Genomic DNA, 19,401 nt, shown 5'->3' with positions numbered 1-19,401 from the left:
CCCCCGCCGACCCCTGCCGGCACCGGACGGGCCCGGAGAGGGCCCGGACGAGCCTGAGGGGCCCGGGGGCGACGTCCTCTGCCCCTCGAGGGGCGCACCCCTCACCCCACGGCCGCGTAGCGCTCGTACACCTCTTCCTCGTCGAGAGGCAGCAGGCCCGCGCCGCGTTCGTACTCCGTACGCGCGGTCTCGAGCAGCCGACGCCACGAGGTGACGGTCGGTCGCCGGCGCAGCAACGCACGGCGCTCACGCTCGGTCATGCCACCCCACACGCCGAATTCGACGCGGTTGTCGAGCGCGTCGGCGAGGCACTCCGTGCGGACCGGACATCCGGTACACACCGCCTTCGCCCTGTTCTGCGCTGCTCCTTGAACGAACAGTTCATCCGGATCGGTAGTGCGGCAGGCCGCCTGCGCACTCCAGTCGGTTACCCAGCCCATACCGGCGCCGTCCTCTCCCGAATCGAGGCTCCCCCACGGCGGCAGCGGCATATTCACCGCCGCCAGTTGAGGACGTTACGGAAGGTGGGCACAGCGCAACACCCCCTTCGGGCCCAATCTTGAATGGCCCGAACGGACTATGCGTAAGCGGCAGATCACCCGGGGGAGTGAGCCGAGGACATGCGCGACCATCCCGGCAAACCGGGACAGTTGGGTCGAGTCACAACGGGCACCAGGTGACACACAAGGTTGATTCGGACACACGCTCCACAGGAACGCGGAACCTCCGGAACGATTCGGGGTCGCCGGACGTCTTGATACGTGGCCGCACTGCTGTGACAGTTGAGAGCAGCTTAGGCCAAGGCATATACGCGTGTCCGGCGAATGAGAACGTAGGCTGCCCTCATGCCAAAGAAGCGCTCGGGCGGTGGCCTGTCCCCTACGCAGCAGGCCGCCAAGTTCCTCGGTGTCAGCGTGCTCGCGGGCGCCGTCATGGCCGGACTCGCCCTGCCCGCCGCCGGCGCGCTCGGCCTCGCGGCCAAGGGTTCCGTCCAGGGGTTCGACGACATTCCGGACAATTTGAAGAGTCCGGCACTGAGTCAGCGGACCACGATCCTGGACAGCAAGGGCAGTCAGATCGCGACGGTCTACTCACGTGACCGCACCGTGGTCGACCTCAAGGACATCTCGCCCTTCATGCAGAAGGCGATCGTCGCGATCGAGGACTCGCGCTACTACCAGCACGGCGCGGTCGACCTGAAGGGCATCCTGCGCGCGGTCAACCAGAACGCGCAGAACGGCGGGGTCTCCCAGGGCGCCTCCACGCTGACCCAGCAGCTGGTGAAGAACTACTTCGTGGAAGAGGCCGGCGACGACCCGACGAAGGTCGCGCAGGCCACCCAGCAGACCATCGGCCGCAAGATCCGCGAGCTCAAGTACGCGATCCAGCTGGAAGAGAAGCTGGGCAAGAAGAAGATCCTCGAGAACTACCTGAACATCACGTTCTTCGGGGAGCAGGCCTACGGCGTCGAGGCCGCCGCCCAGCGCTACTTCTCCAAGTCCGCCAAGAAGCTGAACCTCCAGGAGTCGGCGCTGCTCGCCGGCATCGTCCAGTCGCCCAGCCGGTACGACCCGGTCAACGACGAGGAGGAGGCCACCAAGCGCCGCAACACCGTGCTGCAGCGCATGGCCGAGGTGCACGACATCTCCCAGGAGGAAGCGGACGCCGCCAAGGAGACGAAGCTCGGACTGCACGTCCGCAAGCCGAACAACGGCTGCATCACGGCGGCCAAGGGCTCGAGCTTCTTCTGCAAGTACGTGGAGAACGTCTTCCTGACCGACCCGGCGTTCGGCCGGACCAAGGAAGCCCGGGCGAAGATCTGGAACCAGGGCGGCCTGACGATCCGCACGACGCTCGACCCGCAGTCCCAGGCGTCGATCCAGGCCTCGATAAAGGATCACGTCAACAAGTCGGACAAGGTCGCGGCGGCGGCCACCCTGGTCGAACCCGGCACCGGGAAGATCCTCGGGATGGGCCAGTCGAAGCCGTACGGCTACGACAAGAACGAGACCGAGATCAACTACTCGGTCAACCACGGCATGGGCGGCTCGAACTTCGGCTTCCCGACCGGTTCGACGTTCAAGCCGTTCGTGGCCGCGGCCGCGCTGGAGCAGGGCCGGCCGGCGACGCAGGAGTACTCCTCGCCGTACAAGATGCCGTACCCCAGCCCCGTGCAGACCTGCGGCAGCAAGCCCTGGATGAACCGGGCCAACGATCAGGTCCCGAACGAGAGCGAGTCCGAGGTCGGTCCGTACCAGCTGAAGGAGGCGATGGCCAAGTCGGTCAACACCTACTTCGTGCAGATGATCTCCGACATCGGCCTCTGCCCGGTGAAGAACCAGATCGACAAGCTCGGCGTCGTCGAGGGCAGCGGCCAGAAGCTCCCCGAGGTGCCCGCCATCGCCCTGGGCTCCAGGGGCATCTCGCCGCTCACCATGGCCACGGCCTACGCCGCCTTCGCCTCCCGCGGCATGTACTGCACCCCGGTCGCCATCGAGTCGGTCAGCCAGAAGCTCGGCGACCGCGAGAAGTCGCTGGACGTGCCCAAGTCGACCTGCTCGCGGGCCATGTCCGAGACGACCGCCGACACGGTCAACTCCCTGCTGAGCGGCGTGATCGACTCCGGTACGGGCCAGCAGGCCGGTCTCACCGACCGCGCCAACGCCGGTAAGACGGGTACCACCGACGAGCGCAAGAACGCCTGGTTCGTCGGCTACACGCCGAACCTGGCCGGTGCGGTCTGGGTCGGCAGCGCCACCCAGCAGGTCCACATGACCAACATCAACATCGGCGGCGTCTACTACGACAAGGTGTACGGCGGTCAGGTCCCCGGTCCGATCTGGCGGGACGTGATGACGGGCGCCCTCGTGGGCAAGGACTCCCCCTCCTTCAACCTGGTCAACATCCCCGACCCCGTGAAGGAGAAGGACAAGGACAAGGACCGGGACCGAGGCCACGACGACGGGAACAACGGCCGTCACGGTGGCAACGGGAACGGCAACCTGACCAACGGGAACACCATCAGCGGTCTCACCGACGGCGGAGTGGTGGTGCCGACGCCTTCCTTCTCTCTCCCCGGGGGATTCATCCAGGGCAACGACAACAGCGGCGGCGACAACGGCGGCCGGCGCAACTGACCCCCGTCCACGCCCGTACCCGTACACCGGACATCGGCGTGTGAACGCCTGAACGCCCCGTGGACCAGGATCGACTCCTGGTCCACGGGGCGTTCTCCGTAAGGGGGTTCCGCACGACGGTACGTCCCGCGTACGACGGCTCGGCACGGCGCTGCGGCCCCTGCGGGGCCGCGCACAGCATGGCGACCCTGTACGGCCGAAGGTCCGTCGGGCCGGTCCGGCAGAGGGCCTCGGCCCGCTGCCGGTCCGGGCAAGGGGCCTCAGCCCGCGAGCTGCTGCTTCACGGCGGCGGCGACGCGGCCGCCCTCGGCCAGACCGGCCACCTTCGGGTTCACGATCTTCATGACCTGCCCCATGGCGCGCGGCCCCTCGGCACCCGCCGCCTTCGCCTCCTCGACGGCCTGGGCGACGATCCCCTGAAGCTCCTCGTCGGACAGCTGCTTGGGCAGGTACGTGGCGAGCACCTCGCCCTCCGCCCGCTCCCGATCGGCCGACTCGGGGCGCCCGCCCTGCGCGAAGGCCTCGGCGGCCTCACGGCGCTTCTTCGCCTCGCGGGCGATCACCTTCTGCACTTCCTCGTCGGAGAGTTCGCGCTTGGTCTTGCCCGCGACCTCCTCATTGGTGATCGCGGAGAGAGTCAGCCGGAGCGTCGAGGAGCGGAGCTCGTCGCGCCCCTTGATCGCGGCGTTGAGGTCTTCCTTCAACTTCGACTTGAGCGTGGTCATGTCGCCAAGTGTCGCAGGTGCGGTGACACGGACGCCTGTTGATTTCGCCGCGTGCCCCCAGGGCGGCCGGGAAGCGACGCGGTGTCCCCGGGTCCTGGCCGGGTTCGACCGCCACCGCCCCGTCCCGCCTAGGTGTCCAGTACCGGCGGGGGGTGCCCCGGTCGAGCCGCACCTGGACGCGGCCGTGCGTCCCGGCCCTCCCACCGGCAGCACCGGGAGGCCATCGGGCACGACGCACCGGTACGACGCCACCGGGCCGTGGCCGCCACCGGACGCACCCAGTGACGCCGCGGTCCGGGACGCTCGGCCGGGCACCGGTTCTGCCGACCGGGCCCACTCCCTCTCGGTCTCCGGGAACGGTCTGACACGATGGGCGTATGCGCGCGCGATACGGAGTACCCCTGGGAATCACGGCGGTGGGCGCCGCCGGTCTGCTGTACTCGGCGGGGTTCGAGGCCCGTTCCTTCCGCCTCCGGCGGGTGACGGTCCCCGTTCTGCCTCCCGGGATGCGGCCGTTGCGCGTCCTGCAGGTCTCCGACATCCACATGGTGGGCGGACAGCGGAAGAAGCAGCGCTGGCTGCGCTCCCTGGCCGGTCTGCGCCCCGACTTCGTGATCAACACCGGGGACAACCTCTCGGACCCCGAGGGCGTGCCCGAGGTGCTGGACGCGCTCGGCCCCCTGATGGAGTTCCCCGGCGCGTACGTCTTCGGGTCGAACGACTACTACGGCCCCAAACTCCGCAACCCCGCACGGTACTTGTTCGAGAAGGCGCAGGGCCGGCACGGGCTGAACGGCAACAAGCCGGCCGTGGGCGTCATCCACAACCCGTGGGAGGACCTGCGCGACGGCTTCGACACCGCGGGCTGGCTGAACCTCACGAACGCCCGGGGAACTCTGAAGATCGAGGGCTCGGAGATCGAGCTGACCGGTCTCGACGACCCGCACATCAAGCGCGACCGCTACGCCCGCGTCGCCGGCGGCCCGGCCGAGTCCGCCGACTTCTCCATGGGCGTGGTGCACGCCCCGTACCTGCGCACCCTGGACGCCTTCACAGCCGACGGCTACCCCCTGATCCTGGCGGGCCACACGCACGGCGGCCAGCTCTGCCTCCCCTTCTACGGCGCCTTCGTCACCAACTGCGACCTGGACACCGAGCGCGTCAAGGGCCTCTCCACCCATACGACGGAGGGCCGGACGTCGTACATGCACGTCTCGGCGGGCTGCGGCACGAACCGCTACACCCCGGTCCGATTCGCCTGCCCGCCCGAGGCATCCCTGCTGACCCTGGTGGAACGGGCGTAGGAATCCCTCTGGCGCCGACGGCACCGGCTCCCGGCTCGGCTCCCGGAGTGCGCCCCGCCCCGGGAGCGCTGCCGCGTCCCGCAGCGGTACCGGGCGGGCGACGTCCCGCGTGATCACGCGGGCGGGCGACCCTAGCCGTCTCGGGCCGTCTCCGGCAGCCCCGGGCAGTCCCGGCGGTCCAGGGGGCTGCCCTGGCCGGTCCCGGACCCTCCCGGCGGTCCAGAGCTCTCCCAGGCGGGTCCGGCAGTCCCAGGTGATCTTGACGAATACCGGATGGTGAGGGATCCGTCGGCGCGGGTCGACGCCGTTCCGTCGGCAGCCGTGCCATCGGCAACCCGCCCAGAGGCGATCCGCTCAGAGGTAACCCGCCCAGACCTCTCATATCGCCCGAATCACCCGACCCGCTTAGCGTGGGGCCCATGATCACCCCCATGCCAAGGGACATACCCGACCTCCCCGCGATACCGGGTATCCCCTCGTCGATCCACTCCTTCGTCCCCGCGACGGCGGTGGTGGCTCCCACACGCCGCCCGGCCGTGGCGATCTACCGCGTCCTGGTGGCCCTCGCGGCGGCGGCGGGCGTGGCCATCGCCATGAAGCTGGGCGACCCGGCGCGGGCGCTGAGCTACTTCACCATCCAGGTCAACGTGCTCGTCACCGTGGTCTTCGCGGCCTCGGCCCGCAGGGCCTGGTCGGCCCGCAGGCCGCTGCCCGGGGTGCTGACGGGCGGCACGCTGACCTACATCTCGATCGCCGGCCTGGTCCACCACCTGATCCTGGCGAACGCGTCGGCCCCGTTCTCCGTCGCGGGAAGCGCCGGCACGCTCTCCGGCTGGCACGCGGTCGCGAGCCACCTCCTCCACACGGTCACGCCCATCGCCGTGGTCCTCGACTGGCTGCTGCTGACCCGCCCGGTCCCGCTGGCGCTCCGCGACGCGGCGGTATGGCTCCTCTACCCCCTCGTCTACCTCGCCTTCACCGTGGCCCGCGGCGCGATGCTGTCGCCCGGGGCCCCGACGCGCTACCTCTACCCGTTCGCCGATGTGGACCGGCACGGCTACGCGGGCGCCCTCGGCAACGCGGCCATCCTCGGCGTGGCTTTCTGCGTCCTGGCCCTCGTCGTCGTCGTCCTCGACCACGTGCGCCCCGACCCGGTCAGACGCCGCCTCCGACGCTCCGAAAACCTGATTTCGTCTCCGGGCACCAGTGGGCTAAAGTAAACGACGTCGCCGCGAGAGCAGCGGCGAATCGGGGTGTAGCGCAGCTTGGCAGCGCGCTTCGTTCGGGACGAAGAGGTCGTGGGTTCAAATCCCGCCACCCCGACAGCTAAATAGCAGTTCAGAGGGCCCTTACCGGATCGGTAAGGGCCCTCTGGCGTAGCTGCGTGCGCCTCCGCGTGACCGGGGCTCCGGGCCGGGTGCGAAGAGGCGGCCATGGTCACGGCGCCGGTCCGGATCACGTGCCGGATCCGCTTCCGGCAGGCCCTCTCGGGTCCGTCGTACCGCCGCGGGCCGTTTTCGCGGGTGCGGAGCGTGTCGACCTGCGGTCGGGCACCTGCCCGGGCTTTCTGGTGGCTGGGACAGCCGGGGCTCGCGTGTACCCGCGAGTCCCGGCTGTCCCGGCTGTCCCTGATGCCCCGGCTGTCCCTGGTGTCCCTGGTGTCCCTGGTGTCCCTGAGCCTGTTCCAGGCTGCGGCGTGGCTTCCGTCGCGGATGCCTGCCCGGAAGGACCGGCCGACGTGCGGCCGGCTTCACTCCGACAACTGACCTCGGAACACTGGTCAGTTGGTGAAGTAGAGGTACTTCCAGGAGCTGTAGGTGGTGGAGTTGACGTTGTCGCCGGAGGAGTCGTTGATGTAGGCCGACCGGACCCGGACACGGAGGCCCGCCTCGTCGGAGGCGCCGAGGTCGATGACGCTCTTGCCGTCGGTGCCCAGCTCGAAGTACTCCGAGAAGCCGCGGTGCCACTGGCCCTGGACGTAGACATCGACGTCCAGCCGGTGGTTGCGGCCCGGGAAGTAGCTCATCGTGGTGGTGAACAGCGGACCGGTGGTCTTGCGGTACCAGTAGTACGTCGAGGAGTTCGCGCTGACCTTGCCGGTCTTGTAGTACTTCGCCAGCGAGGTGGAGAGGCTCACCTGGGCGTACGCGGTGACCTTGACCGACTTCGGGGCGGTGCGGGCGTCACCGGCGAAGACCGCGGTGACGGTGGTGTCCCGCTTCATGTCCACCACGGCGGAGACGTTTCCGCTGGAGTTGACGGTCGCCTTCTTCACCAGGACGTCGGGCTTGTCCGAGCCGTAGGGGTTGGCCCAGATCTCCACCGTGCGGTTCTTGTAGGTGGTGCCCAGGTGCGCGGTGAAGGTGACGTCCGCGCCGTAGGAGTACACCTTGCCGCTGTTGTTCAGGCTCAGCGTCGTGGCGGTCCGGGAGACGGCCACCGTGTCGGAGCCCGAGGCCGCGGCACGGGTCGTGTCGCCCGCGTAGGAGACGGAGTACTTGACGTCCCCGCCGGCCGACGGGATGTCGGTGAAGGAGAACGTCCCGTCCGCCTTGGTCTTCACCGAGGCCAGTGCCTTGCCGGAGGGCGACTCCAGGTCCGTGCGCTTGACGGTGAGTGCCGTACCGGCCGGCAGCGCGGCGGCGTTGGCGACCTTTCCGGTGACGGTCAGCGACTTGGCACGGGTGGCCGTGGCGGGTGCGCTCACCGTCACCGTGGTCGTGCTGCGGGAGACGGTCACCGTGCTGGTGGCGGACGCCGGAGCGTGGCCCGCGTCGCCCGCGTACGAGACGGTGTACTTCGCGTCGCCCTCGACCGACGGCGCGTCCGTGAACGAGAACGCCCCGTCCTCACCGGTCACCACCGGCGCCAGCTCCTTTCCCGACGGCGACGTCGCGTCGGTACGGGTGACCGACAACGACGTCCCCGCAGGCAGCGCGTCGCCACCGCTGATCTTCCCCGTGACGGTCAACGGCTTCCCCGGAACGCCCGAGGAGGGCGCGCTCACCGTCACCGTGGTGACGGCCTTGAGCGGCGTGTTCAGCGTGTTGAGGTGGTACGTGCTGCCGGTGCCGGTGACCGCGAAGAGGCGGTTGCCGTCCGGCTCCCAGGCCAGGCCGTCCGGAACCAGGGTGCCGGTGTCGGTGTCGGCGAAGTCGTACTTCCGGACCGGCTCCGTGCTGCCGGGCTTGAATATGTAGACGTCCGGCTCGTAGTAGCCGTCGATGCCCGCGGCGACGGTGCCGTCCGCCGCGATGTCGACGGCGTTCGGGTAGGCGTCGGTCGGGTAGCTGCCGACTTCCTTGAGGTCGGTGGTGGACAGCACCTGGTGCTTGTACGGCGAGCCGCTGGCCGTGACGACCTGGTCGCCGTCGGGGGTCACGGCGAGGTCGCGCAGGTTGCTGCCGGCCTCGCCCTGGGCGATGAGCTCGGGTGCGTCGCCGGAGACGTCATAGGTCGCCACGGCGGCGGGGCTGAGGCCGGACACGGCGGCGGCCAGCACGCCGGGCGCGGCCGGGCTGGACGCCAGCCGGGGCGCGTAGTACCAGCGGCTGCTGCTGCCCTGGGCCACGGCGAGGACAGGTTCCGCGCCCGAGAGGTCGAGGGAGCCGATGTTCCCGGACCACCCTTTGCCGTAGCCGAACCACAGCTTCCCGCCGGCGCGGGCGAGGGTCGTCGGGGAATCGGCGGTCTCGGTCGAGTAGCGCGCGGACTCGGTGAGGTCGGCGGTGTCGATGGCCGCGATCTCGTCGGTGCCCGCGACGGCCACGTACAGCGTCTGCGAGTCGGCCGAGAGTTCCAGGCCGTCGGCCTCCGACAGCGAGCCGAACGTCCCGACGACGTTGCCGCTGTAGTCGGTGGCGACGACCTTGTTGCCGGTCCGGTCGCTGACGAAGACGCGCTGGTGCACGCTGTCCACGACGACGTCGGCGACGGAGGTGACGGGCAGGACGGTGTGGCCGTCGGCGTGGGCGGCCGTCGACCCGAGGCCCGTCAGCGCGACGGAACTGAAGAGGACGGCGAGTGCCGTCGCGGTGGAGATTCTGCGGTTGCGCAAGGTGGTTCAAGCCTCCGTGAGCGGGGGGAGAGGCCGCGCGTCAACGGAGGTTGGAGGGCACCGGGCGCGGCATGTTTCGAATGCCTATGACACGGGTGTGACAACGGAGACACCGGAATGGTTGCGCGCCGGAAGTGAAGACTCCGGGGACGGGAGCAGTCCAGGGCCGACCGGGGCTCCTTCCCGGCGATGTGCGTGGCTCGCCGGCCCGTTCGGTGAGGTTCGCCCGCTCGGCGCGCACTTTGTCATCGACCACGGCCGCCTCTCCTGGCACCGCCCGCCGTCGGATCCGCCCTGGGATCCGCCCTGGGATCCGCCGTCGGATCCGCCGTCGGATCCGATCCCCGCGCTCGACAGGTGTCGGCTCCCCGCGGCTTCCCTCGATCGTCCGGCCGGCGCCTGCCATGATCGACGGATGACCAGCGAATCCGCGGAAGCCGTCCGCCCGAAGTACGTCCTGTTCGATGTCGACGGCACGTTGGTGGACGCCGTGAGCAACCAGCGCCAGGTGTGGCGGACATGGGCACGGCGATACGGGCTGGACGCGGACGAGGTCTACCAAGTGGCCCTGCGGACAAGACCGATGGAGACCTTCGCGCAGGTCGCCGCGGAACACGACCCGCACGAATGCCTGGCCCTGCTGCACGAACTGGAGGACGACGACGTCCGGTTCGGCGTCTACTCGGCCTTCGACGGCGCGTCGGCGCTGTTGCACGGTCTGCCGCCGGGGGCCTGGGCGCTGGTGACCTCGAACTACGAGCACCGGGTGCGCGGTCGTTTCCTGCGGACCGGCCTGCCGGTGCCCGACCTGATCGTCGACGCGGCCGCCGTCGAGGAGGGCAAGCCCTCTCCCGTTCCGTACCTGCGTGCCGCCGCCCGGCTCGGCGCCGAGCCGGAGGACTGCCTGGTCGTGGAGGACGCCCCGTCCGGAGTGCGGTCGGGACTGCGGGCCGGGATGACGGTTTGGGGCGTGAACGCCGCCGTCGCGGTGGAGGGCGTGCACCGCCACTTCGAAAGCCTGCGGGACGCGGCCCCGCACATCCTCTCCTTCGCCTCAGGAGCAGGCACCGGCACCGCGTAGGCCGAGCGCCGCGCAATCCGAGGGCCGCGTAGTCCGAGCGGTGCTCAAGCCGGGTGCCACGCGAGCCTGGACCTCGTACGCGTAGACCTCGTACGCGTAGACCCCGGGCGCCCGGACCTCGGGCGCCCGGAGCCCCGTACGCCCGGCGCCGCTCCTGGTGAAGCCCTTCGACGAGCCGTTCCGGTGTCCCTGGAAGGCATCCCAGGGACACCCTGTTTCCGCAGGTCACCTGGGGTGGGACGGTTCCACCTTTGCAGGTTGGGCGGTATCCGTTGCCGTGGATCCAGGACGTCCTCGAAGCTCTGGGTGTCGGACCGGCCGAGGCGGAACCACCGCCCCTGGAGCGACGGCTTCGACACCCACCCCGCGGCTGCGCATCGGGACACCCATGCGTCCGAGCACCCGAGCACCCGTCGGATCAGGCGGTCGGGCCCGCGTCCTCGGATCGGACGCGGACGGGGTGGCGACGAGTCGGCGGGCGCATCCGGCGGAAGGCCGGAACCGGCCGAGGCAACCACATACGGAACCAGAAGAGGAACTGACATGAGCAAGCAGACTTCCGCACGCCGTCGTCCGGGCCGCCGGGCGGCCATCGCCGCCGGCCTCGTCCTGGCCGTCGGACTCGGCGTCTCGACGCAGGTATCGGCGCAGGCCGCCGTCCGTGTCCCCGCGAAGATCTCCACGGCGAAGGTGTCGGCCGCCGCGTCCCGTTCGGTCACCGGCACGCCCGGCCAGGTCGTGACCCGGGTCTCCGACTTCTACGGGGCGTACATCGACGCCAAGGGCGACTACGAGGACCCGGACGCCACGCTGGCCGCGGCGCTCCGCAAGCACTACCTGACCCCCGACTTCGCCCAGCGGCTGGCCGCCTGGGAGGGGGAGAACGGGGTGGACGGCGTCCTGCGTGCCCAGAACGTCCCGGCGCGGTGGACGGTGACGGACAACGGCGCGGTGGGCAACAGCCACGAGGTCGTCGTGACGCTGACCTTCGGCAGTGGCGAGACGGCGCAGAAGACCAAGCTCTTCGTGCTGGTGGAGAAGTACAACCGCATCGTCGACATCGAGACGACGAGCGCCCGCTGACGGCGGAGCCGCTCCCTCCTGTCCGTCCCGTCCATCCGCTCCGTCCCGGGCGAGGACGGGCGGGCGTACTCGGACATGCCGATCGCCCGTGGCGACCAGCCGTGGCAGGCGGCCGAGTGCGCGGGGCCCGACCTCGGCACGGTCGGGCCCCGCGCACTCCGCGTACTCCCCCGGCGGCGGCCGCGTGTCTCTCCCGCGTGGTCGCCGAGTCGGGCGAACGCTCCTGAGGTTCCCCGGCCTCCCCACTGGAACCACCCGCACCCGTGCGGCAGTCTTTCCGCTCGTGGGGAATCTTCCGTCTCAGAGTGCGGCGAACTACTCGGGCGCACACATGGTGGTGGCCGGGGACGACGCCCTGGCGCATCGGCTGGCCGCCGAGTTGCGCGGGGTGTACGGCGAGCGGGTGACCCTCGTGGTACCGCCCGCGCAGCACGGCGTACGGCCACCGGTCGTCGGGCGAACGCGGTCCAACACCCTGTTCGACCGGGTCTCCGCGGCCGTCAACCGGGCTTCCGGGAACGGCAACGGCGGCGGTAGCGGCACCGGAAACGGGGGCGCGAGTGGGGAGTCCGGGGGCGTCCGGACGGGCGAACCTCCCGGTACGGAACGGGTGGTCGAGGCCATCGAGCTCACCGAGAACACCCTCGCCCACGCGGGCGTCGAGCGGGCCGCCGCGCTCGCGCTCGTGTACGACGACGACGAGACCAACATCCGTGCCGCCCTCACCGCCCGGCGGCTCAACCCACGGATCCGGCTGGTCCTGCGGCTCTACAACCGGCGCCTCGGACAGCACATCGAGGCCCTCCTCGACCAGGCTTCGGCCCTGGCCACCGCAGCCGGGGCCTCCGGTACCGCTGGGACCGCTGGGACCGCCGACAGTGCGCTCGGTCCCGGGGCCGGGGCCGGAGCCGGTTCCCGGACCGGTTCACCGGACGACGGCGGGGCGGCCGCCGGAGCCACCGCGGCCGCCGCCTCGCGGGCCGGCGGGGGTGTCGAGGCCTTCGACGCGTCCACCACCGTCCTGTCCGACGCCGACACCGCCGCGCCCGCGCTGGCCGCGACCGCCGTGGCCGGTACCAGCAAGGTCGTCCAGACCGACGGGCTGATGCTGCGCGCCGTGGAACGGCCGCCGCCCGGCCCCGGCGAGGTCGCCGATCCGGGGCTGTGCACCCTGGCGTTGCTGTCCGCGACGACCAACGACCCTGCGGGTGCCGACGGTTCGGAGAGCAGCGGGGCGCAAGGGCCTCAACTGCTGCCCGACGAAAGGGCGGTGGCGGCCGCCACCGGCCGCGGCACCGTCGTGCTGGAGAACGTGTCGTACACCGGCCCGGAACTGTCCGCAGGGCGGGGCGTGGTCCCGTGGTTCGGTTCCCTGCTGTCGCGGCGGCTGCGCTGGTCGTTCGCGGGGCTCGTCGCGTGCGTGGTCGGGCTCGCCGTGGCGTCGGTGGTGGTCACCAAGGAGCCACCGCTCCAGGCGACGTACCTGACGCTGCTCGATCTCTTCGCCATCAACGACCCGGCCATCGGTGAGCCGCTCGGGCGGCAGATCCTCCAACTCTGTTCCGGTGTGGTCGGGTTGCTGCTGCTGCCGGTGCTGCTGGCGGCCGTGCTGGAGGCGCTCGGCACCTTCCGCAGCGGGTCCGCGCTGCGGAAGCCGCCGCGCGGACTGTCCGGGCACGTCGTGCTGCTCGGGGTCGGCAAGATCGGTACCCGGGTACTGGCGCGGCTGCGGGAGCTGCGCATTCCCGTGGTGTGCGTCGAGGCCGATCCCCAGGCCCGGGGGCTGGCGCTGGCCCGGCGGCTGCGGGTGCCGGTGGTACTCGGGGACGTGACGCAGGAAGGTGTGCTGGAGGCCGCCAAGATCCATCGGGCGCACGCGCTGCTGGCGCTGACCAGCGTGGACACGATGAATCTCGAGGCCGTGCTGTACGCGCGGACCCTGCAGCCGGACCTGCGGGTCGTCCTGCGGCTGTACGACGACGACTTCGCGACCGCGGTGTACCGCACCCTGCGGGCCGCGCACCCCGACGCCCTCACCCGGAGCCGCAGCGTGTCCCATCTGGCCGCGCCCGCGTTCGCCGGGGCGATGATGGGCCGGCAGATCCTCGGGGCGATTCCCGTCGAGCGGCGGGTCCTGCTGTTCGCCGCGGTGGACGTGGGCGGGCATCCGCAGCTGGAGGGCCGCACGGTGGGAGAGGCGTTCCGGGCGGGGGCCTGGCGGGTGCTCGCGCTGGACACGGCGGCTCCCGGGGAACGCCGGGCGGCCCCGGCGGCCGGTTCGCGCGGTCCCGGACTGGTCTGGGACCTGCCCGCCACATACGTGCTGCGATCCGAGGACCGCGTGGTGCTCGCCGCGACCCGACGGGGGCTCGCGGAGCTGCTGGGCCGACGGCCCCGACAACGGACGGGAGCGTAGCCGGACGGCGGGGTGCGGGAGTTCGGCCCGCCCGACCCCGGCCCGACCCGACCCCGGCCCGACCCGGCCCGGACCATCCCGGCCCGGGCCCTTCACACCTCGGGGAAACGCGCGATGCCGTGGGAGGGGCTTCCGGTCACCTCCCACGGCCTCGCGGCGGCGTCACTTCCCCAGGTGTCGTTCCGCGAAGTCCAGTTCCAGGCGGACCTGCTTGATGCGTTCGTCGACCACCAGGGAGCCGTGGCCGGCGTCGTAGCGGTAGACCTCGTGGACGGCTTCGCGGGCGGCGAGGCGGTGTACGTAGTTGTCGATCTGGCGGATGGGGCAGCGCGGGTCGTTGACACCGGCCGAGATGTACACGGGCGCCTTGACCGCGTCGACGTAGGTCAGCGGGGAGGACGCCTCGAAGCGCTCGGGGACCTCTTCCGGGGTGCCGCCGAGGAGCGTCCGGTCCATGGCCTTCAGCGCCTCCATCTCGTCGTGGTACGCCGTGACGTAGTCCGCGACCGGGACGGCCGCGATGCCCAGCGCCCACGCGTCGGGCCGGGTGCCGAGGCCGAGGAGCGTGAGGTACCCGCCCCAGGAACCGCCGGTCAGGATCAGCCGGTCGGGGTCGGCCAGGCCGGACGTGACCGCCCACTCGCGGACCGCCTCGATGTCCTCCAGCTCGATGAGCCCGACGCGGTGCTTGAGCGCGTCGGTCCAGGCACGGCCGTAGCCCGTGGAACCCCGGTAGTTGACCCGGACCACCGCGTAGCCGTGGTCGACCCAGGCCGCCGGGCCCGCCGCGAACGAGTCGCTGTCGTGCCAGGTCGGGCCGCCGTGGATGTCGAAGACGGTGGGCAGCGGACCGGTGGCGCCCGCCGGCCTCTGGACCAGGGCGTGGATGCGGCCACCGGGTCCCTCGACCCAGACGTCCTCCACGGGGACCGATGCCGGGGACTTCACGCCGGGCGGGTCCAGGACGGTCGCGCCGGTCGTCGAGCGGACCACCGACGGCTCGGCCGCCGACGACCACAGGTACTCCACCGTCCCGTCCGGGCGGGCCGTGGCCCCGGAGACCGTGCCGGGCGGGGTCGGGACCTCGGACAGTTCGCCGGAGGCGAGGTCGTAGCGCCACAGTTCGCTGCGCGCCTCGAAGCTGTGGGCGACGAGGAGGGCCGACCCGTCCGGATACCACTCGGCGGCCACGTCACCGGGCAGGTCGAGGCGCAGGTCCGTCTGCTCTCCGGTCGTCACCTCCCACACCAGGGGCTCCCAGCGGCCGCGGCGCTGGTGCCCGATGAGGAGCCGGCCGTCGCCGTCGACGGGGGCGAAGCCCAGCACCTCAAGGCCCAGCTCGACCGTGCCGCCCTCGGTGTCGTCGAGCTCGGCGACCGTCGACCCGTCCGGGCGCAGCACCCGCAGCGCCGAGTGCATCGCGTCGCCGTGCTCGGTGTGCTCGACGGCGATCAGGGAGCCGTCGTGGGAGAGGTCGCCGACCCCCGCGGACTCGCGGTGCCGGTAGATCTCGACCGGGGCCTCGCCGGCGCGGGCCACGTGGATCGTCGATCCGTCGTCGTCCGTCGAGCGGCCCACGACGGCCGTACGCCCGTCACGGCCGATGGCCAGGCCCGCGGAGTAGGAGGGTTCGAGGCCGGGGACCGCCGGCGCGTCGACGTCTCCCTCGACCAGGGCGGCGTCGAACGGGCGGCGCCGCCAGACGCCGAACTCGTCGCCGTCCTTGTCGTCGAACCACCAAATCCACTCGCCGTCGGGCGAGAGCAGCCCGTCCGTCGTGCCGTTCGCCCGGTGGGTGACCTGGCGCTGCTCGCCCGTCGTCCGGTCCCACGCGTACAGCTCGTACGTCCCTGTCGCGTTCGAGACGAACAGGGAGCGGTGCGGGGCGTCCTCCGCCCAGTCCGGCAGCGACACCCGCGGTGCCCGGAAGCGCTTCTCCCAGTCGGGCATGTCGGCCTGCTGCTGCTCGGTGGACCTGGTGCTCTCAGTCATGGCCCCATAGTGCCTGGCCCGACCGGCCCGTGCCGACGAGGTCCCCCGGCCTGTGGACGAACTCCCGTCCCGACGCCCTCGGCCGTCCGTCCGCCGAGACCGCGCGGCCGGCCGACGCGTCCGCGCAGCGAGCCGGTTCCGGGCTCGCGGTGAGGGCGTGTGCGCAGGTCAGGGGCGATGTCAGTGCCGGGGTGCAGACTTTTTCGCATGACTGATCTGCGCAAGACCGTCGAAAGGTACTGGGCCGCCGCCAACGCCCGGGAGTGGGGCGCGTTCGCGGACCTGCTCGCCGATGACGTCGTCTACACCCTGCCGCAGACCCGGGAGCGCATCAGCGGCAGGGAGCGGTACGTGGAGTTCAACCGTGAGTATCCGGGCGACTGGCAGGTCCGGATCGAGCGGGTGACGGCCGAGCCCGGTCAGGCCGTCAGCTGGACCCTCTTCTCCATGGGTCTGGAGAAGATGCACGCGATCACGTTCTTCACGGCGGACGCGGAGGGCCGCATCGCCACGGTGACCGACTTCTGGCCCGAACCCTACGAGCCCCCGGCGGGGCGGGAGCACCTGGCCGAGCGCTATTGAACCGGCCCTCGCCGGCCGGCTCAGGCCCGTGGGACCGGAGTCCTTGGGGGACCCACGGCCGAGTCCCGCGGGTCGGCCCCGTACCGTGGACGGCGTGTACCGGTTCCTGCTGACGCCCCGCTGGTGGGGGATCAACGTCTTCGTCCTGTTGGCCATCCCCTTCTGCGTGTTCATGGGGTCGTGGCAGTTGGGGCGCTTCGAGGACCGGGTGCAGGACCACCGGACGGCGGACAAGGCCGCTTCGACCGCCGGGACGGACGCGGCCCGGCCGCTCGCCGAGATGCTGCCCGTGACCACGGAGACGTCCGGCGAGCAGACCACCGCGAAGGGCCGGTACGGCGAGCAGCTCCTCGTGCCCGGCCGTGAACTGGACGGCAGGCGCGGGTACTACGTGCTGACGTTCCTGCGGGTCGACGGCGGCAAGGCGCTGCCCGTGGTCAGGGGCTGGCTGCCCGGTGAGGCCGACCCGGCGAAGGCCCCGGCCGCCCCGGCCGGCGAGGTCACCGTCACGGGTGCGCTCCAGGCGTCCGAGAGTCCCGGATCGAACGGTGTCAGCTCGGCCGGCGGACTCCCCGCGGGCCAGACCGCCGCGATCAGCTCCGCGTCGCTGGTGAACCTCGTGCCGTACGCCCCGTACGACGCGTGGATCACGCTCACCCGGGCCGACGCCGGGATGAAGGCGGTGCCTCCGACCGCGCCGCAGAACACGGGCCTGGACCTCAAGGCGTTCCAGAACCTCGGCTACACCGGCGAGTGGTTCGTCTTCGCGGGCTTCGTGGTCTTCATGTGGTTCCGGCTGCTGCGCCGCGAGGTGGAGTTCGCCCGTGACGCCGAACTGGGGCTGTTCCCGGACCTCTCCGAGCAGCGGTCCGAGGACGACACCACCACCACGGCGACCCCGTCCCCCACCGTCTGACACCGAGGTCCGACGCCGGCGCCCGACACCACGGCCGGGGCCGGCCCGGGAGAACCGGGCGGCCGTCGGCGTGAGCCCCGTATCCCCGTCGGCGCGCACCCGTCGTCGGTCCACGCGCCGCGCACGGCCGTCAGGACGCCAGGATTCCCGTGTGGTAGACGGTGCCCGCGCAGGCGTCGGGCACGGTCACCGACGCGGACGCGCCGCCCGTGGCCGCCGTGCTGGAGATGACCACGCTGCCCGGCTGTACCCCGTCCGTGCGGAGGAGCTGGGTCGCCACGGAACTGCCGCCGCCCGTCTCGCCGGCGGTTCCGCCGGTGTCGGTGGCACCCTCCGTGGGGGTCGGGTCCGGCGTGGGCTCCACGGTGGGACACGTAGCCGAGGGCACCCAGGCGAACTTCACCACGTACGAGGTACCGGGCTGGAGCACCAGCGAGGTGACCTCCGCGGACGGGTCGGGCAGCCCGGCGGCCGCGTCACCCGCCACATGCGTCGCCACACCGATCCTGCCGGCGTCCGCCGCGCCCTGGGCGAGCGTGCCGACGGTGCCGGCTCCGGTGACCGTACAGACGGTGGTGGAGACGTTCGAGACGGTGAAGGAGCCGTAGACCGTGCCGGTGGAGTCCGGGCCCGCGGCCGCGCCGGACGCGCCGCCGAGCTGGGCCGACGTGCAGGCGGTGGCCGCCGGGGCCGAGGCCGAGGGACCGGCGCCGCCGGTGGCGGCCCCGCTCGCGCCCGTGTCCTTGCCGCCCGATGAATGCTTCTTGCCGTCCTCGCCCTGGCCCTTGGACGTGCCGTTGGAGTCGCCCGCGTTCTTGCCGCCGCCGTTCGCCTTGCCCTCGTTCTCGCCGCCCTGGACATCCGTTTGGTTGGCCGCGTTGGACGGGTTGGCGTTCGCCCCGGAGGAGTTCGAGACGTGGACGAACGCCGGGATCGCCATGCCGACGAAGAGGGCCGCCGCGGCCATGCCGACCACGGCCTGCCGCTTGCGCGCCCGCCGGGCCGGTACCGCGCGGCGCAGATGGTCCAGGGTGCCGTCGGTCGGTTCGATCTCCTCCACGGCCTGCTGCAGCAGTCGGCGCAGCGCCAGTTCGTCGGAACCGAGGCCGTCGAGTCCCGGTCCGCCCAGACCCAGGATGTCGGGGCGTACGTCGGAACCGGGGCCTTCGGGTCCCGGCTGGTCCGTGCCCAGGGTGTCGGGGTGTTCGTCGGAACCGGGGCGTCCGGGTCCCGGTCCGTCCGTGCCAAGGGTCTCGGGGTGTTCGTCGGAACCGAGGCCTTCGGGTCCCGGTCCGTCCGTGCCCTGTGTGTCGGGCTGTTCGTCGGGGCCGTGGTTCACAGTTCCGTTCCCAGCTTGCGATCGCTTGTGCTCGTTTTCCGAGCGCCCCTCGTCCTCGGGGCGCTGTCGGTCGTCGTCGTGCGCACTCATGCCGTGGCCCCCATGGCGACGCGGAGGGCGGCGATGCCGCGCGATCCGTACGCCTTCACGGAGCCCAGGGAGACACCGAGCGTCTCGGCGACCTGAGCCTCGGTCATGTCCGCGAAGTAGCGCAGGACGAGGACCTCACGCTGGCGGCGCTGGAGTCCCTTCATCGCCTTGATCAGCGCGTCGCGCTCCAACTGGTCGTACGCGCCTTCCTCGGCGCTCGCCATGTCGGGCATCGGCTTCGAGAGCAGCTTGAGGCCGATGATGCGGCGGCGCAGGGCCGAGCGCGAAAGATTGACGACCGTCTGCCGCAGGTAGGCGAGCGTCTTCTCCGGGTCCCGGACGCGTTTGCGCGCCGAGTGCACCCGGATGAACGCCTCCTGGACGACGTCCTCGCAGGAGGCGGTGTCGTCGAGCAGGAGCGCCGCGAGACCGAGGAGCGAGCGGTAGTGCGCCCGGTAGGTCTCGGTGAGATGGTCGACGGTCGTACCCGCCGCCAGACTGTCCTCGGCGCCGTCACGCTGGTTCGGGATGCGGGCGGGCCGCGCTGCGGGCATGGGCGCGATCACCGGCATGCCACTGAGCGCGCCGGAGCCGCGGAGTCGGCGGGGTGGACGCAGGGCCCTGCCCCTTGTCTGTACCGCGGTGAATTCGAGTACCTCTGCCACGCCAGTTGGACACA

Annotated in this window: 14 protein-coding genes and 1 tRNA gene; 9 read left to right on the top strand and 6 right to left on the bottom strand. The window is 71.4% G+C overall.

The window, feature by feature from the left end; all coding sequences use genetic code 11:
* Nucleotides 1-101: 101 nt before the first annotated feature.
* The gene (gene wblA, locus ACFYW7_RS13355) at nucleotides 102-440 is read right to left on the bottom strand and encodes a transcriptional regulator WblA (protein ID WP_028799159.1); all 339 of its coding nucleotides are present in this window, start codon (nucleotides 438-440) and stop codon (nucleotides 102-104) included.
* 405 nt (nucleotides 441-845) lie between these two features.
* Here wblA and ACFYW7_RS13350 point away from each other — a divergent pair, with 405 nt between their 5' ends.
* A complete protein-coding gene (locus tag ACFYW7_RS13350; protein ID WP_389501322.1) occupies nucleotides 846-3,137 on the top strand; it encodes a transglycosylase domain-containing protein in 2,292 nt (763 codons plus the stop codon).
* A gap of 260 nt (nucleotides 3,138-3,397) precedes the next feature.
* Here ACFYW7_RS13350 and ACFYW7_RS13345 read toward each other — a convergent pair whose 3' ends face one another.
* On the bottom strand, nucleotides 3,398-3,862 hold the full coding sequence (locus ACFYW7_RS13345; RefSeq protein WP_389501320.1) for a GatB/YqeY domain-containing protein: 465 nt from the start codon (nucleotides 3,860-3,862) through the stop codon (nucleotides 3,398-3,400).
* A 377-nt stretch (nucleotides 3,863-4,239) separates the two neighbouring features.
* Between ACFYW7_RS13345 and ACFYW7_RS13340 the strand changes: the two genes are divergently transcribed.
* From ACFYW7_RS13340 to ACFYW7_RS13330, 3 genes are all read left to right on the top strand, one after another.
* On the top strand, nucleotides 4,240-5,166 hold the full coding sequence (locus tag ACFYW7_RS13340; protein WP_389501318.1) for a metallophosphoesterase: 927 nt from the start codon (nucleotides 4,240-4,242) through the stop codon (nucleotides 5,164-5,166).
* 419 nt (nucleotides 5,167-5,585) lie between these two features.
* Nucleotides 5,586-6,386, top strand: coding sequence for a Pr6Pr family membrane protein (locus ACFYW7_RS13335; protein ID WP_389501316.1), 801 nt, complete (start codon nucleotides 5,586-5,588; stop codon nucleotides 6,384-6,386).
* A gap of 29 nt (nucleotides 6,387-6,415) precedes the next feature.
* Nucleotides 6,416-6,489 (top strand) — tRNA-Pro (locus tag ACFYW7_RS13330).
* A gap of 457 nt (nucleotides 6,490-6,946) precedes the next feature.
* Here the strand turns inward: ACFYW7_RS13330 and ACFYW7_RS13325 are convergent.
* Complete coding sequence (locus tag ACFYW7_RS13325) at nucleotides 6,947-9,223, bottom strand: Ig-like domain repeat protein (protein ID WP_389501314.1); 2,277 nt, start codon at nucleotides 9,221-9,223, stop codon at nucleotides 6,947-6,949.
* Between the two features lie 415 nt (nucleotides 9,224-9,638).
* Between ACFYW7_RS13325 and ACFYW7_RS13320 the strand changes: the two genes are divergently transcribed.
* The 3 genes from ACFYW7_RS13320 to ACFYW7_RS13310 all read left to right on the top strand — a co-directional run bounded on the left by ACFYW7_RS13320 (nucleotide 9,639) and on the right by ACFYW7_RS13310 (nucleotide 13,803).
* Entirely contained in the window at nucleotides 9,639-10,304 is a 666-nt protein-coding gene (locus ACFYW7_RS13320) for an HAD family hydrolase (protein WP_389501312.1), read from the top strand.
* 543 nt (nucleotides 10,305-10,847) lie between these two features.
* Nucleotides 10,848-11,387: a hypothetical protein gene (locus ACFYW7_RS13315; RefSeq protein WP_389501310.1), complete on the top strand. Its 540-nt coding sequence runs from the start codon at nucleotides 10,848-10,850 to the stop codon at nucleotides 11,385-11,387.
* Between the two features lie 331 nt (nucleotides 11,388-11,718).
* Entirely contained in the window at nucleotides 11,719-13,803 is a 2,085-nt protein-coding gene (locus ACFYW7_RS13310) for an NAD-binding protein (RefSeq protein WP_389501657.1), read from the top strand.
* 162 nt (nucleotides 13,804-13,965) lie between these two features.
* Here the strand turns inward: ACFYW7_RS13310 and ACFYW7_RS13305 are convergent, their stop codons facing one another.
* The gene (locus ACFYW7_RS13305) at nucleotides 13,966-15,795 is read right to left on the bottom strand and encodes a prolyl oligopeptidase family serine peptidase (protein ID WP_389501308.1); all 1,830 of its coding nucleotides are present in this window, start codon (nucleotides 15,793-15,795) and stop codon (nucleotides 13,966-13,968) included.
* 207 nt (nucleotides 15,796-16,002) lie between these two features.
* Between ACFYW7_RS13305 and ACFYW7_RS13300 the strand changes: the two genes are divergently transcribed.
* Both ACFYW7_RS13300 and ACFYW7_RS13295 read left to right on the top strand, forming a co-directional pair.
* Nucleotides 16,003-16,377, top strand: a complete 375-nt coding sequence (locus tag ACFYW7_RS13300) for a nuclear transport factor 2 family protein (protein WP_389501306.1) — start codon at nucleotides 16,003-16,005, stop codon at nucleotides 16,375-16,377.
* A 94-nt stretch (nucleotides 16,378-16,471) separates the two neighbouring features.
* Nucleotides 16,472-17,293 carry an SURF1 family protein gene (locus ACFYW7_RS13295; RefSeq protein WP_389501304.1) on the top strand — a complete coding sequence of 274 codons (822 nt, stop codon included), beginning with the start codon at nucleotides 16,472-16,474 and terminating at the stop codon, nucleotides 17,291-17,293.
* Nucleotides 17,294-17,423: 130 nt separating this feature from the next.
* Here the strand turns inward: ACFYW7_RS13295 and ACFYW7_RS13290 are convergent, their stop codons facing one another.
* Both ACFYW7_RS13290 and ACFYW7_RS13285 read right to left on the bottom strand, forming a co-directional pair.
* Nucleotides 17,424-18,632 carry a hypothetical protein gene (locus ACFYW7_RS13290; RefSeq protein ID WP_389501302.1) on the bottom strand — a complete coding sequence of 403 codons (1,209 nt, stop codon included), beginning with the start codon at nucleotides 18,630-18,632 and terminating at the stop codon, nucleotides 17,424-17,426.
* 86 nt (nucleotides 18,633-18,718) lie between these two features.
* Nucleotides 18,719-19,294: a SigE family RNA polymerase sigma factor gene (locus tag ACFYW7_RS13285; RefSeq protein WP_389501300.1), complete on the bottom strand. Its 576-nt coding sequence runs from the start codon at nucleotides 19,292-19,294 to the stop codon at nucleotides 18,719-18,721.
* Between the last annotated feature and the right edge of the window lie 107 nt (nucleotides 19,295-19,401).

The sequence above is a fragment of the Streptomyces sp. NPDC002580 genome, from assembly GCF_042889485.1.
In the GTDB taxonomy this organism is placed as follows: Bacteria; Actinomycetota; Actinomycetes; order Streptomycetales; family Streptomycetaceae; genus Streptomyces.
Note: the sequence above shows the minus strand (reverse complement) of the source record. Positions and strands in the feature narration are given on the sequence as shown.